This window comes from Acidobacteriota bacterium, assembly GCA_022340665.1.
In the GTDB taxonomy this organism is placed as follows: Bacteria; Acidobacteriota; Thermoanaerobaculia; order Thermoanaerobaculales; family Sulfomarinibacteraceae; genus Sulfomarinibacter.
Map to the genome: position 1 here is coordinate 88,273 of JAJDNM010000141.1, position 13,467 is coordinate 101,739.

Sequence of the window (13,467 nt, forward strand, 5' to 3'; positions counted from 1 at the left end):
AGGGAGGACACGAGTCGTGGATGAGTGGTTGGCGTTGGCGCGCGGACCGTTGTTCCGATTCACCTTCGCGGTTATGGTGCTGGGTCTCCTCCGCCAGGTGATCGTCACCGTTTACAGCGTCGTCTGCGCCTATCGACTGACACAGCACAAAAAGATCGCGTGGGCCCTCACGGTCGTGCGAACCTTCGACTGGCTGGTCCCGCTACGTCACCTGCGGCGGCGTTGGTTCTACACCGCAGCTTCGATCCTGTTTCACGTCGGCGCCATCGTGACACCACTGTTTCTATTCGGCCACATCCGATTGCTCGAGTCGAGCGTCGGCATCTCCTGGCCGGCCCTGCCGATGGACGTTGCCGATTGGCTCACTCTGATGACATTGGCGGCGCTTTTCGTTCTCATGGTCGCGCGGCTCACGGGAAGCGCCTCGCGCCCGCTGAGCCGGGTCCAGGACTACCTGGTCCCCCTGATTCTGACGGTGCCGTTTTTCACTGGCTACCTGATCGCCAATCCGACCATCAATCCGCTGCCTCATAACCCGACCCTACTCGTCCATATGTTGAGTGCGGAAATCTGTTTTTTGATCATTCCTTTCACCAAGCTCGTCCACATGGCGCTCCTGCCGCTGACGCGTCTCCCAGCCGATCTCGCGTGGCGTTTCCCCGACGAATATCCGGAGGCCGTCGTGCGGCAAATCGGCAAAGAGGGCCAACCGATATGAGCTTCGCCATCCTCACCGATACCACCAGGTGCACGGGGTGCGAGCGTTGCGTCGACGCCTGTGTGGAGGTCAACCACCTCGGTCAGGACGTCCGCTATCGGTGGCGGGAGGCTGACGGCCTCAACGGTGCTCGCTACTGCTCGGTGGTCCAAATTGATGCCTACCACTGGGTTCGTAAGCAGTGCCGCCACTGCCTGGTACCAGCATGCGCCACGGCCTGCCCCGTCGGAGCATTGCACAAGACCGAGGAGGGCCCGGTCGTTTACGACCGCGACATCTGCATGGGTTGTCGTTACTGCATGATGGCCTGCCCCTACGAAATCCCGCGCTACATGTGGGAGGAAACGGTCCCGTACATCAGCAAATGCACGATGTGCTACGAGGCCATGCAGAGAGGCGAAATCGAGCAGCCGGCGTGCACCGAGGCCTGCGAAGAGCAGGCGACCACGTTTTTCACCAGCAGGGAAGAGGCCCTCGCCGAAGCGCGGCGCCGTATCGCCGCCAACCCCGGCCACTACTTCGAGGATCGAATCTGGGGTGAGCACGAGGTTGGCGGGAGTGCGGTGATCTACATATCCGACATCGATCTCGATTTTCTCGCCGGCCAGCGTTACAAGCCCCTCGGCGACGAACCATTCCCCCACTTCACGGAACAGATCATGTCCACGGTGCCGACGACGTTTGTCGCGGTCACTGCAGCCATGGCCGGCACCTATCTCTTCATCAGGCGTCGTGATCGCGTAATGGCCGAGGAACAGGAAGATCCGCTGGGGCGCGACGATCGTCCCGACACCAACCTCGACCGGGGAGCGGAGTCATGACCGTACGCATCACCAAGACAATCCTCTGGGCTCTGGTGGGTGCAGGGCTGGTCGCCCTCGTCGCGCGCTTTGCGGGCGGCCTCGGCGTCACCACCAACCTCAGCGACCTCACACCCTGGGGCCTGTGGATCGGGCTCAAGCTCGCCGGCGTCGCGTTTGCGGCCGGCGGCTTTACCATCGCGGCCGTCGTTTACATCTTCCGTTTCGAGTCCTATCACATACTGGCCCGCCGCTCGGTTCTGATCGGGCTACTGGGCTACACATTTTTCGTCGTCAGCCTGATCGTCGACCTCGGGATACCGTGGAATATCTGGCGACCGATCGCCTATTGGAACCTCCACTCGCCCCTCTTCGAAGTAGCCTGGTGCGTGATGCTCTATCTGACGGTGCTGGCACTCGAGTTCGCGCCGGTCGTGCTCGAAAAGTACAGTCAGCGTTGGCGACTCTGCGATCTTGCCTACCGTTTTCTCAAACGCATCACCATACCACTGGTTGTCTTCGGCATTGCGCTTTCGGTCCTCCACCAGTCGTCGCTTGGCACCCTGTTCGCGATCATGCCCCACCGCCAGCACCCTCTGTTCTACTCCCCGATCATCAACGTCCTGTTCTTCGTGTCGTGTATCGCGATGGGCCTGGCGGCGGTGATCGTAGAGTCCTACCTCGCGAACCTTCTCTATCAGCGTCGTATCAACGATCACCAGCTGCGTCGTCTCGGGCAGTTTCTGGCGTGGGTCATCTGGCTATTCATCATTATCCGCCTCGGCGATCTCGCGCTCAGGGGCGACGCCCGATACCTGGTCGGGAGCGGTTGGGACAGCGTGCTCTTCTGGATCGAGATGGGAGCGCTACTGCTGGTGCCCTCCCTGCTCCTGCAGTGGCGACGGGTGCGCGAGAGCCGGTTCCTGCTCTCGACCATGGCGTTCACCGTCGTCATAGGTTTCATCCTTAATCGGATCAATGTGGCCGGGCTGGCGACCATCTCAGCGACCGGCACCAGTTACTTTCCGTCCGGGCTCGAGATCCTCATGAGCCTCGGACTGGTCCCCGGTATCGCTGTACTGATCTGGATGTACCTGGTGGAGAACTACGAGGTCTGGCAACACGAAGAAGCGATCGACGAAGTCGATATGAGGTACGAGCCACCGCGACGCGACCGGCCTTCGGGCGTGTGGCTCGGGGACTCGAGCTTGGCCAGCTTCAAGCTGTACTCGACGGCCTTTGTCATGACCGCAGCGTTGACCTTCGGTCTGCTACCGAGAGACGCCCTGTTCGGAGCGTCAGCGGTGGCCAAGACGGTCGAGCGGCCGCGCGGCCGCGCCGTCTTGCTGGTTGATGGCGACCGAGCCGGAACCAGCGTTCTCTTCGACCACCGCAAACACGAGGAAAAACTCGGCCTCGAGGAATCGTGTGATCGGTGCCACCATATGGCCAATCCGATGGATCAGGACACGCCATGCTGGTGCTGTCACCGAGACATGTGGTCAGTAACCGATATCTTCGATCACGACGGCCACGTCCGAGACCTCGAGCGGTTCGGAGCTCTGGACGCGTGTGCCGCCTGCCACCCCGACGGCGGACAGCCAAGGGCCCGCGAGACCGTCTCCACCTGCACGGTCGAGGGCTGCCATCTTTATGAACTTGCTTTGCACCGCGAAAAGGCAAGGGTCCAACCGGATGACGTCACGCGTGCCCGTTTCGCGGTCGGTTACATGGACGCCATGCACGGGCTGTGCATCGAATGCCACAAGGAGCGAGCGGCCGAGCTCGGTCGGCCGCATCACGGTGACTGCGCCACCTGCCACCGACATGGGCTGGGACCGGAGGCAACGATCCTCACCCATCTGCGGGAACGCCACGACGTGATTTTCAGAACCGGGGAAACACCGCGATGAATAACCGGGAATTGCTTTCCCTGTCGGTGGTCGTCGTCGACGACGAACCCGACGTCGCTGTTTATCTGGCGGCGGTGTTGGAGAAAAAGGGCCACACGGCCCACACCGCGAAAAACGCGGCCGAAGGGTTCGCCATGATCAAAAGCCTCCACCCCGATGTTGCCTGCATCGACATCGTGATGCCGGAGGAAACCGGTGTCGCGCTGTTTCGGAAAATCCGTGCCGATGACGAAGTAGGCGATACGCCGGTAGTCTTCATCACCGCTTTGAAGCCGGAGATGGCCGCGTACCAGAATGGAATGAACGTTGAACCGATCCCAAAGGCCGACGAGTACGTTGAGAAGCCTCCGGACTCAGCGGCCTTCGTTGAAGCCGTCGAGAGGGCGGCGCGCTCGCGCCGCAGTCGAAAATGATTGAAGGCTGGATCGAGTCACACCTATTCGATGAGGTCCCGCAGATCGTCGCGGTCTTCGACCGCCAATACCGTATCGTCAAGGCAAACAGACGATTGACCGACACTTTCGGGGAGTGGAGTGGCCGGCGATGCTATGACGTGCTGCGCGGACGCAGCACCCGCTGTGAGGGATGCGAAGCGGCAAACGTGTTCGCAGACGGCCAGATTCGTACCTCATCCGAAAGTTGGCTTGATAAGGTGGGGCACCACGGGCACTTCGTCACCCGCCTCGTCCCAGTCCCCGACGAGAACGATCGGATCGCCTACGTGCTCGCCATGGCCACCGACGTCACCCGGTGCGAACAGCTCGATCGGGAGCACCAAATCCTGTTCGAGCGCGTCCCATGTTACGTCGCCGTGCTGGACAGCGAACTTCGCATCGTGCGCGCCAACGAGCTGGCGCGGAAAACGTTCGGATTCCACGTCGGACAGCTGTGCCACAGGGTGTACAAACATAGTGAGCAACGATGTGCCAACTGTCCGGCTTTGCGGAGCTTCGCAGACGGCAGAGTGCACACTGCGCAAATGGTCGGCGAACGCGAGAACGGTGATTCTGCGTACTACGTGTTGACCTCCGCACCCCTGGCTCGCGAGGGGGAGCCGATCGAGTACGTCATCGAAATCCTTCACGACATCACAGAGGTCAAATCTCTCGAGAGCGAACTGATTCGGGAACGCCAGTTTCTCGCCAGCACGATCGACCAATCATTCGACGGGATAGTCGCCACTGACGCCGGGCGAAGGATCACGGTCCTCAACCCGGCAGCAGAACAACTTCTCGGCGTCACAGCGTACGAGCTGCGCGGCAGCACAGATCTCGAGCGCATCTACCCGACCGAGTTCCTCACAGTCCTTGAACGCGGAGGTTCGAGCTGCATCCTGCCAGAGACTACGATTCGCGTCGGCGAAGACGACATCCCTGTCCGCTTTGCCGGCGTCGTGGTGCGTGACGGCGAAAAGAACCTCGGCACCGCCGGCTTTCTGCAGGACCTCAGGGATGTCAAACGGCTCGAACATGAAAAGCTCGACGCGGAGCGGTTGGCCGCGGTAGGCCAAACGGTGGCCGGCCTCGCTCACGGCGTCAAAAACATTCTTACTGGCCTCGAAGGCGGTATGTTTCTGGTTCAATGGGGAATCGAGGACGGTCGTCAGGACAAGCTCGAAGAAGGGTGGAAGATGCTCGACCGCAACTTCCACAAGATCACTACCTTCGTGCGCGAGTTCCTGAGCTTTGCCAAGGGCCGGGTACCGATGGTTTTACCCACCGACCCGAATCAGCTGGCGGATGACGCGGTCGCGCTGTTCAGCGAAGCCGCTCGTGAACGGGGAATTTCAATCGAGTCCGACTTTCAGGAAGCGATACCGGACGCCAATCTCGATGCCGCGGCTCTCCAACGCTGTCTCGCAAATCTCATCTCCAATGCGATCGACGCCTGTCTCGTGAGCGATCAAGACGGCGACCGAGTCATCGTCCGCACCCGTGACCGGGACGGCAACCTGGAGTTCGAGGTGGAGGATAACGGCTGCGGAATGGATTACGAGATCAAGCGCAAGGTCTTCACGAGCTTCTTCACCACCAAAGGCACCGAGGGCACCGGCCTCGGCCTTCTCGTGACCAAGAAAATCGTCCAGGAGCACGGTGGATCGGTGGATATCGAGTCGACGCCAGGCTCTGGTTCGGCTTTCAGAATCACACTTCCCCGGCACCGACTTCCCGTACCTGCCGAACACGATGTCGAAACAAACAACAAAGGAGACGCATAGATGAGCCGTCCCGAAGACAAGACCATTCTCATCGTCGATGACGAGCCAGATGTGGTCGCCTACTTCTCAGGCATCCTCGAACGAGCTGGGTTTAACGTGGTCACTGCGAGCAATGGCAGCGAAGCGCTGGAGGCAGTGCGCGAGCACCCACCGGACTTCATCTCCCTCGACCTCGTGATGCCAGAGAAATCCGGCATCCGATTCCTCTACGAGCTGCGCAAGAACCGGGACTGGGCCAAGATCCCGATCATGATCGTCACCGCTCATGCACGCGACGATCTTGGCAAGAGTGATTTCGACGAGATCTTTTCTGGCAGGACAATGGTTGGGCCTCTGACCTACCTCGAAAAGCCAGTCAAACCCGAGCGCTTCCTGCACAACGTTCTGAAGATCCTTGGCCTGACACCGCTCGAGGAGGCGACGTCGTTGGAAGACGAGGGGCATCTCCGAAATCGCATCAGCTCACACCTCGAGAATGCCGATTTGAAGACCCTCGAGAAGGTAATCGAAGCGCTCGGCGAGGACAACGCCTGATCTGCATCGCCTCTGAATCCATGCATTGAGGCGACTCTCGACGCGGACAGAGGAGCGTTTTGCACCCAAATGGGTGGCGCGCCGTGTCGTCACCACGCTCTCAAACTGTTGAATTCCAGAGATTTCGAATTCTCCAATCCATCTGGCACGCAGCTTGCTGCAATCGCATATGAAACCTCATGCCGTGACAAGAGACGGGTCGCTTGAAATCAGTTCCTTGTGAGACGGAAAGGAGGAGTGTCATGGTCAAAGGCATCGCGATCGAGGACTTGAAGGAGAGGATTGACAAAGGGGATTCGTTCGTCTTGGTGAATGCGTCGGACAACGTCTCAGTCTGTTCGATGGACGCCATCAAGGGCACGTACTGTATTCCGAGGTCACAGCTTCTCGGCCAGCTCGGGGTGCTGTTTCCGAAATCCATCCATCTCGTCGTGTATTGTGTGACTCCTGAGTGCGCCGAGGAAGCAGCCAAGGACCTCAGCGAGCATGGCTACACCCACGTCGAGTACGTCACCGGCACTCTGTTGGAGTGGAAAGACAGAGGGTACCCGACCGAATCATTGTGGCCCGCCTACGACTGGCACGATTGATTCGGCGACTTTCGAGTCATACTTCCAAAGTTGGAAGGCGTGGGATTGCACAGGCGCACAATCATCGCTGGCTCGCACCCGCAGCACGTCCGCCGACGGGCGGTCCTGAATAATCGCCTTCCGGGCGGAATTCGGGAGACCCATTGCTGATTCCGGGGCCGGAGCTGGTTGGCAACCTTTGGGAGAAGTGCAAGTCGAAGGAGTCAAATCCACGACGCCGAAGGTGAACAGCATTCCGCCGATGGCCCCCATCTCTGATGATCGCGGCAACCGAGGCGCGGCCACCTTGGGTCGCATCCCAGACCTGACCGTGCAACACTGCATCACCGATAACCTCGAGCCCGAGTTCGCCTTCAATCAGTACGGCCAAAAGCCGATCGTACGGATTATCGCCGACCGTCGCCAGAACCGGGTAGAAGGAGTCCAGCGATCGCTCGTCAACGATGGCTTCACGACGCACGATGGCCTCACCGCCTTCGAAGCCAGGGAACAAGGAGCGGGCTCAAGTGGTGCGCGTGTCTTCGAGTTCTTCGATTCTTTTCCGAAGCCGGTGCAGCTCCGCCTCGAGCTCAGCGGATGCTCGTTGCAGCTCGAGTTTCTCGGCCGTCGCTTCCGGCAAACGATCCGACGGCTCCCATCTATCCACCCGCTGCCAACCCGGCAGTCCGGTCGCCCAGAAACGGTTGCGCCACCCGTGGCCGCGTCCGAAGCCACGCTGTCGACCCCCCACGCCGTTTCGCGAAAAACGCTGCCCGAAAGAGGTCCTGCAATTCCCGAATCCTCCACCGGTCAACGGCCCATGACCCATCGGTCCGGTTCGATCTCCTCCTGGCATGGTGATGCCCTCCTTTCAGCTTTCGTTCTCCCGCGGAGCGCGACGGTTCTCGATTTCCAAATGATGGGGCGAGCCTTCACGCACCATCGCAACGCCGCAGGTGGAGCAACGTTCGTCAAGACACGGTACGCCTTGTTTGTGCGGAACTCGGTGCCCACATTTGGGACAGACACAGAATCCGCCGATGCCCAATCCTCCACCCTCTCCGCTGCGGCCGCCGCTGCTTTGGCCGCCCCGACCGAACCCTCGGTCCGATTTCACTCCCTGACCTCGTCCCTGGCCTCTGCCTTTTTTCGGCATGGTCAATCTCCTTCGAGATGAGCACGTGTTTCGCGCCCCCTCAATTGTCGTGGCATCCACCGCGGCCGGGTTGACCGTGATCGTGGCCGCAGTCGTGGTAGTTGTGCTCGTGGCACACCTCGCCGCTGGCCTCGAGGGTGCCGTCGAGGTAGCCCCGCGCGACAGCGTCAGGATCCTCTCCCCGAATGCCCGTCACCACCTCGATGCCGTGCTGGGCGAGGATGCCGGCGGCGCGCGGCCCCATGCCTCCGGCCAGAACCACGGTCGCGCCTTGCTGGCGCAGCCACATCGGAAAGATTCCTCGCCCATGTTCTGGTGGGGCGCCCAGCTGTCGCTCACCGAGGACGCGGCTGCTCTCGTCAACGGTGTAGAAGGCGAACGCCTCGGCGCCTCCAAAGTGCTCACTGAACTTCCCCTGGTGTACTGGTATCGCGATTTTCATTTTCATCTCCTTCTTGTCTTCAAGTTCTCTCAGCGCCGGCCTTGCCCGCGTCGACCGCGGCCCTGCAAATGACCGCAACGACAGCCCTGTCCGCGCCTGCGGCCACCGTCATGCACGGGACAAGGAAACGGCTCGTCTGACGCCGCCACCACAGGTCCCTCTGCAACCACCAACACCCGCTCTTCGACCAGCGCCCTGGCCGTCGCCAACCTTGCACGGGCCAGGATTCTGGCGAAGGTGGGCCGGGAAACACCCATCCGCTCGGCCGCGGCCTCCTGATAAAGCCCTTCGAGGTCGGCCAATCGCAGGGCTTCGAGTTCATCGAGCCGCATTTCCTCGACCTCGAGCGAGCCGACCGGCCGGCCGATGGGCTTGAAGGCCCGTTCTCCGGCTCCGCATCCAACTCGTCTGAGCTTTTCAGGTCGTGCCACCCTGCCTCCCTTTACGAACATATGCTCATTATCATCCGATGTCAAGAGGCGGATGAATCGTCCGAAAACTTTCACCGTTGGGAGTGGTGCAAACCGCTGCACGACCAGCTTTGTTACGGTTGCTGTCGCATGAGCGAGATCAAGAAAGGACCGCTGCACGCCCCCCAAACCTCGAGGGTCGTAACCATCGCCACCGCCCACGCGGCCCATGACACCTTCAGCGCCTTCCTTCCCCCTCTGCTGCCCGTCTTCATCGAAAAGCTCTCACTTGTAAAGGCCGAGGCCGGACTGCTGACGGTCTTTCTCCAGGGACCGTCGCTCCTGCAACCCTTGATCGGTCACCTCGGGGACCGTTTCGACCTTCGCGTTGCAGTCATACTCACCCCGACGCTGACCGCGGCCTGCATGAGCCTGCTTGGCATCGCCCCGGGCTACGCCGTGATCGCCCTTCTGCTTGTGACCGCCGGCGTCTCCGCCGCGGTGTTGCATTCTCTCGCGCCGGTGATGGCGGGCCGTCTCTCGGGACATCGACTCGGGTATGGCATGGGCTTCTGGATGGTCGGCGGAGAACTCGGTCGCACCCTCGGACCCATCGTCCTGGTGAGCGCGATCGCAATCCTTGGTTTCGACGGCTTGCCGTGGTTGATGGTCGGCGGTGCCGGGGCTTCAGCGCTTCTCTATTTCGGAGTCCGCGGCACGTCACAGGCACACAGCGGTCAGGCGGAGGCGAGCAACTTCTCCCAAGCCGTGCGTTCCATGCGGAATCTGGTGCTTCCTCTATCCGGCGTGGTTGTTTTCCGCTCGTTCATGATGGCAGCCTTCGCCACCTATCTTCCCGTCTTTCTGCACGAGGAGGGGGCCAGCCTGTGGTTCGCCGGAGCGTCATTGTCCGTCCTCGAAGCGGGCGGAGTCTTCGGCGCCCTAGTCGGCGGTTCCGCAAGTGACAGATTGGGTCGAAGGAGGGTGCTGGTAACCTCCTTTCTTCTGACGCCTGTTCTGATGTTTGCCCTCGCCCTCACTCCGGGCTGGTGGCGTTTGCCAATGCTCTTGCTGCTCGGGTTTTTCGGTCTCATGGCGACCCCGGTCATCATGGCGTCCGTCCAGGAAAGTGCCCCCGCGAATCGAGCACTGGTCAACGGCATCTACATGGCCCTCAACTTCGTGCTGCGGGCCTTGATCGTGGTCCTTGTCGGTGCTCTCGCAGACCAACTGGGGATGCGCTCGGCCTTTTTGGCGTGCGCAGTTATCGGTCTGCTCGGAACGCCATTCGTCTTCAAGCTGCCCGGGCGGCAAGGCCGAGATGCGGTGCGAGACTGAATCCTGGCGACATCTCAAACGAGAACCGCCCGCTTCCGCGGGCGGCCATTGTTCGCTGCTATTGGGCGAGCGGTCCGGATTCCGAATTCCTCATTCCGAATTCCTAATTCGACACTAGTGCCACTCCCAATCGATGAAGCCGGGCTCGACGTCGACCATCGCGTTGACAATCAACTCGACAAGGCCGCCGTAGTAGATGCCCGCCTTCTCCCATGCGTCGTAGTACTGGATGATGTCACGGATCTGGCCCTTGCAGTTTGAGCACGGTGCACACAGATATTTGGGATTGTCCTTGGTCATCTCCTCGTCCTGGAAGGCGTCGAGGATCTGGCGGAACTTCCTACGGCCGGTCATGTGGTGGCGCCAGTCCTGGAAGTTGTGGCCCGACATGATGGCGAATCCGGACCCCCCGCCACAGCAGTAGTTGTCGACCCCGTGCGGCGTCATCTCGCGGAAACGTCCGGGCGGCAACACCGCCTCGAGAATCTCCCGCTGCGGCGAAACCACGCCCATCAGGCGAACCAGGTTGCAGGGGTCATGGAGGGTGACCGGAAAGTCGTTGCGGCTCGGGTCGAGCTTGAGCTTGCCCGAACGGATGATATCGCGCAGCGTCACCATGGAGCTCTCACGCGGAATGTTGAGGTCACCGGTGAGGATCTTGTCGGCGATCACGGTCAATGCCTTGTGGGCGTGGCCGCACTCACCGAGCACGATCTTCTTGACCCCGAGCTTCTTGGCCGCCGCGGCGTGCTTGACCGCGACTCGGGCGAATTGAACGTCGTCGTACCAGACGCCGTAGTTGATGCCATCGTAGGCGACAGCCTCCGAAGACATCGTCCAGCTCAAACCGGCAGCCTCGAAGACGGTCGCGAAGGCGCCCGGGTTCTCCGGCCACGCCATGATTTCGCCCGCGTTGTGAATCAGGAGGATATCGGCGCCCTCCTTGTCCCACGGCGTCTCGATCTCGATCCCCGTACGCTCGGCAGTATCCTCGTCGATGAACTCGATGTTGTCCTTGACGATCATCGGCGTCATGCCGGTCGAGGAGCCGACCTCGAGTTGCAGGACCGATCCGTCGGCGTGGAGCTCCTTGGGTACGATCCCCATCTCCATCGACGCGATCTTGCGGATCTCGCGCGACAGGAGGGCGTTATCGACACCGATCGGACAGGTCTGGGCACAGCGTCTGCAAACGTTGCAGCGGTAGGAAAGCTCGATGAGCCGCGCCACGACCTCCCAGTTGAGGTCAATGTCACCGTGGACCTTGGGCGATTCCTTCTTGATGTACTTGAAGTAGATCCGGCGCAGGATCTCGGAGCGATAGATCGGTCGGTAGAGCTCGTTCTTGCCGCTCTCCTCGTAGATCGGACAGGCGTCCGAACAGGTCTGGCAGTGGGCGCAATGCTCCATCGACATCTCGAACGGCTGCAGAAACGCCCAGTTGTCATCGGTACTCATGCACCGCTCGAGACCCTTCAGGAACCCTTCGACGAGCCGGTCCTCCTCCTCCTTCGACTGCGGCTTGGCGATGTTGACCGCGATTGTGTCGTCGAGCACGACGTACTTCTCACGAGCCTCGTCCGAAAGTTGAGCAAAGGGCGGCTCCTCGTCGAGCTTGTCGAACGGGGGAGGCAACGGAATCTGCTCGAGCGGATCGATGTGGGCCAGCGGCTGGCCGGGGTTTTTGGCGATATCTTTGACACTGTCCGGTTGCTTCATTTGTCCTTTACCTCCGGCTCCTCGGTCGCGGCCTCGAGCCAGGTCTTCTTGCCGTCGCCCTTGATGTGCTCGGCGGACCAAGAGATCGGTCGACTGAGCAGATCTTCAATCACCTTTTCCTCGTCACCGCCGGGCAGGTTGGGATCGTCCTTCCAACGAATCGCGTGGTAGGCGAAGTACTTGCCGACAAAGTGTGACATGTGGGTGGTCGGGATATATGCGGTCAGCAGCGACAGGAGTACTACTGACAACATCAGCAGCAGAACCCCGGTGCCGCTCCCGAGCGACGCGAGATTGAAAGTCACGAGGTTGGCGACAAACGCGGAGACCATGGAGAAATCGAGGTCGTACCCGACAAAGGTGATAAACGCCACCCCGAACGCCACAATGAAAAACGCAAGGTTGAAGAGGTCAGCCGGCGCCGTGTAGTCTCTGAGCTCGCGGCCGCGGCGGCGCAGGAAGAGCCCGATCGCCCCGATAATGCCGAAAACCAGTCCGGCTCCGCCGAGCCACGGGGCCAGAAAGTCACTGATCGTGTTGACCGGGCCCGCGATCACTGCGGGCAGGAGAGCCCCGGAGACACCGTTGATCATCAACATGATCGTCGTCGCGCCAACCAGGTAGAGTCCGAAATGGAACGGAAAGGACCGTGTCCAGAGCTTCTTGTTGTGCTCCCTCAGGGCAACCAGGAAGAGTATCTCCGGGACCATCACCCTGAGCTCGCCGAGGAGCGATACTTCGCGCTTCTTCTTCCACCAGTCGCTCTCCTCGAGATAGGAGCCGCCATACGCTGCGCGCCCCCCTCCCTCGTGAGCAACGGGATAGAGTTCCCATCTGAGGTGCATCGGCATCTTCGACCAGAAAAAGAACCTGGCTACGACCGCGATCAGGAAGAAGACGATTCCGAGATAGGCGATGACGTAGACAAGAGTAGTCATCATTCATACTCCTCAAGCCGAGATTATATTACTAATTTCAAATATTGAAATGAAAAATTCGTGACCCAACGGGGTGTGATCGGTGCCGTTTGGAGAGGTTTCGCACACACCATTCCGGCCTCCAATTCGCAAAAACTATTCCCTAGCGAAAAAGTCGGAATTCAACTGTCTCAGCTTCGACCGCACGCATACAAACGAACACTCAAATCCGGGCAACACAGAAGATCGATTCCGACTGAGGCCCTCGACGATTGCAGCCGGAATCAGCTTCAATCCGTTGGGTCACTCGGCCAATGATCTAGCGGTTACGAAATCGTAACCACTCATCCTTTCACACCAGGGGGAGTCGGTGCGCCGATGTTGTCACTTACCACTCCAGGAAACCCATCAACTCGGTGCGATCCGTTCCTCAGGGTTCCTGGCCATCCAGTAACCGTTCCACAAGGGCCGGGAACCACGAACCATCCGGAACCTGGATCTTCCATCCGTTGACGAAGTAGGTCGGGGTGGCCTGTACATTCATTTCCTGGCCGAGACTCATCTGACGATGCACCGCCCCAATGGACTCCGGCCGCAAATAGCATTCTCTGAAGGCCTGTTCCTCCAGCCCGCGCCCTGACACGAAATCGGTGGCGGTTGGCGTCACCAAGGAGACTTCCATTTCTCGCTGCAGGCCGTAAAACGTCTCCTTGAACGGGATCAAAGCCTCCGG

Annotated in this window: 15 protein-coding genes; 8 read left to right on the forward strand and 7 right to left on the reverse strand. The window is 60.4% G+C overall.

All coding sequences use genetic code 11. The features are described 5' to 3' along the window. Positions 1 to 16: 16 nt before the first annotated feature. From LJE93_15965 to LJE93_15995, 7 genes are all read left to right on the forward strand, one after another. Positions 17 to 718: a respiratory nitrate reductase subunit gamma gene (locus tag LJE93_15965; protein ID MCG6950412.1), complete on the forward strand. Its 702-nt coding sequence runs from the start codon at positions 17 to 19 to the stop codon at positions 716 to 718. Continuing rightward, a complete protein-coding gene (locus tag LJE93_15970) occupies positions 715 to 1,539 on the forward strand; it encodes a 4Fe-4S binding protein (protein MCG6950413.1) in 825 nt (274 codons plus the stop codon). The genes LJE93_15965 and LJE93_15970 overlap by 4 nt, the downstream gene beginning before the upstream one ends. After that, positions 1,536 to 3,431 carry a polysulfide reductase NrfD gene (gene nrfD / locus LJE93_15975; protein MCG6950414.1) on the forward strand — a complete coding sequence of 632 codons (1,896 nt, stop codon included), beginning with the start codon at positions 1,536 to 1,538 and terminating at the stop codon, positions 3,429 to 3,431. The genes LJE93_15970 and nrfD overlap by 4 nt, the downstream gene beginning before the upstream one ends. A 26-nt stretch (positions 3,432 to 3,457) precedes the next feature. Continuing rightward, the gene (locus LJE93_15980; GenBank protein ID MCG6950415.1) at positions 3,458 to 3,844 is read left to right on the forward strand and encodes a response regulator; all 387 of its coding nucleotides are present in this window, start codon (positions 3,458 to 3,460) and stop codon (positions 3,842 to 3,844) included. Continuing rightward, positions 3,841 to 5,649 (forward strand): PAS domain-containing protein, encoded by a 1,809-nt coding sequence (locus LJE93_15985; protein MCG6950416.1) that lies wholly within the window; start codon positions 3,841 to 3,843, stop codon positions 5,647 to 5,649. The genes LJE93_15980 and LJE93_15985 overlap by 4 nt, the downstream gene beginning before the upstream one ends. After that, on the forward strand, positions 5,650 to 6,183 hold the full coding sequence (locus LJE93_15990; protein ID MCG6950417.1) for a response regulator: 534 nt from the start codon (positions 5,650 to 5,652) through the stop codon (positions 6,181 to 6,183). It begins immediately after the preceding gene. Positions 6,184 to 6,425: 242 nt separating this feature from the next. Continuing rightward, positions 6,426 to 6,773: a hypothetical protein gene (locus LJE93_15995; GenBank protein ID MCG6950418.1), complete on the forward strand. Its 348-nt coding sequence runs from the start codon at positions 6,426 to 6,428 to the stop codon at positions 6,771 to 6,773. Positions 6,774 to 6,834: 61 nt separating this feature from the next. On the opposite strand, the gene LJE93_16000 is transcribed toward LJE93_15995, so the two are convergent. The 4 genes from LJE93_16000 to LJE93_16015 form a co-directional block, all read right to left on the reverse strand. Next, entirely contained in the window at positions 6,835 to 7,233 is a 399-nt protein-coding gene (locus tag LJE93_16000; GenBank protein MCG6950419.1) for a hypothetical protein, read from the reverse strand. A 42-nt stretch (positions 7,234 to 7,275) separates the two neighbouring features. Beyond that, positions 7,276 to 7,608, reverse strand: coding sequence for a DUF5320 domain-containing protein (locus LJE93_16005; protein MCG6950420.1), 333 nt, complete (start codon positions 7,606 to 7,608; stop codon positions 7,276 to 7,278). A gap of 340 nt (positions 7,609 to 7,948) precedes the next feature. Then, positions 7,949 to 8,350, reverse strand: a complete 402-nt coding sequence (locus LJE93_16010; GenBank protein MCG6950421.1) for a NifB/NifX family molybdenum-iron cluster-binding protein — start codon at positions 8,348 to 8,350, stop codon at positions 7,949 to 7,951. Positions 8,351 to 8,379: 29 nt separating this feature from the next. Beyond that, positions 8,380 to 8,802 (reverse strand): DUF134 domain-containing protein, encoded by a 423-nt coding sequence (locus LJE93_16015; GenBank protein ID MCG6950422.1) that lies wholly within the window; start codon positions 8,800 to 8,802, stop codon positions 8,380 to 8,382. 108 nt (positions 8,803 to 8,910) lie between these two features. Here LJE93_16015 and LJE93_16020 point away from each other — a divergent pair, with 108 nt between their 5' ends. After that, positions 8,911 to 10,098: an MFS transporter gene (locus LJE93_16020; protein MCG6950423.1), complete on the forward strand. Its 1,188-nt coding sequence runs from the start codon at positions 8,911 to 8,913 to the stop codon at positions 10,096 to 10,098. A 114-nt stretch (positions 10,099 to 10,212) separates the two neighbouring features. Here LJE93_16020 and LJE93_16025 read toward each other — a convergent pair whose 3' ends face one another. The 3 genes from LJE93_16025 to LJE93_16035 form a co-directional block, all read right to left on the reverse strand. Next, a complete protein-coding gene (locus tag LJE93_16025; GenBank protein ID MCG6950424.1) occupies positions 10,213 to 11,817 on the reverse strand; it encodes a (Fe-S)-binding protein in 1,605 nt (534 codons plus the stop codon). After that, on the reverse strand, positions 11,814 to 12,758 hold the full coding sequence (locus tag LJE93_16030; GenBank protein MCG6950425.1) for a nitrate reductase: 945 nt from the start codon (positions 12,756 to 12,758) through the stop codon (positions 11,814 to 11,816). The genes LJE93_16025 and LJE93_16030 overlap by 4 nt, the downstream gene beginning before the upstream one ends. Positions 12,759 to 13,164: 406 nt before the next feature. Continuing rightward, a partial coding sequence (locus LJE93_16035; protein MCG6950426.1) for a hypothetical protein occupies positions 13,165 to 13,467 on the reverse strand: 303 nt, incomplete at its 5' end.

What these genes read in the sequence shown, in the direction of transcription:
- LJE93_16020 (MCG6950423.1), top strand. Translation starts at nt 8,911, where the DNA reads ATGAGCGAGATCAAGAAAGGACCGCTGCACGCCCCCCAAACCTCGAGG.
- LJE93_15990 (MCG6950417.1), top strand. Translation starts at nt 5,650, where the DNA reads ATGAGCCGTCCCGAAGACAAGACCATTCTCATCGTCGATGACGAGCCA.
- LJE93_16015 (MCG6950422.1), bottom strand. Translation starts at nt 8,802, where the DNA reads ATGTTCGTAAAGGGAGGCAGGGTGGCACGACCTGAAAAGCTCAGACGA.
- LJE93_16025 (MCG6950424.1), bottom strand. Translation starts at nt 11,817, where the DNA reads ATGAAGCAACCGGACAGTGTCAAAGATATCGCCAAAAACCCCGGCCAG.
- LJE93_15995 (MCG6950418.1), top strand. Translation starts at nt 6,426, where the DNA reads ATGGTCAAAGGCATCGCGATCGAGGACTTGAAGGAGAGGATTGACAAA.
- LJE93_16030 (MCG6950425.1), bottom strand. Translation starts at nt 12,758, where the DNA reads ATGATGACTACTCTTGTCTACGTCATCGCCTATCTCGGAATCGTCTTC.
- LJE93_16005 (MCG6950420.1), bottom strand. Translation starts at nt 7,608, where the DNA reads ATGCCAGGAGGAGATCGAACCGGACCGATGGGTCATGGGCCGTTGACC.
- nrfD (MCG6950414.1), top strand. Translation starts at nt 1,536, where the DNA reads ATGACCGTACGCATCACCAAGACAATCCTCTGGGCTCTGGTGGGTGCA.
- LJE93_15985 (MCG6950416.1), top strand. Translation starts at nt 3,841, where the DNA reads ATGATTGAAGGCTGGATCGAGTCACACCTATTCGATGAGGTCCCGCAG.
- LJE93_15970 (MCG6950413.1), top strand. Translation starts at nt 715, where the DNA reads ATGAGCTTCGCCATCCTCACCGATACCACCAGGTGCACGGGGTGCGAG.
- LJE93_16010 (MCG6950421.1), bottom strand. Translation starts at nt 8,350, where the DNA reads ATGAAAATCGCGATACCAGTACACCAGGGGAAGTTCAGTGAGCACTTT.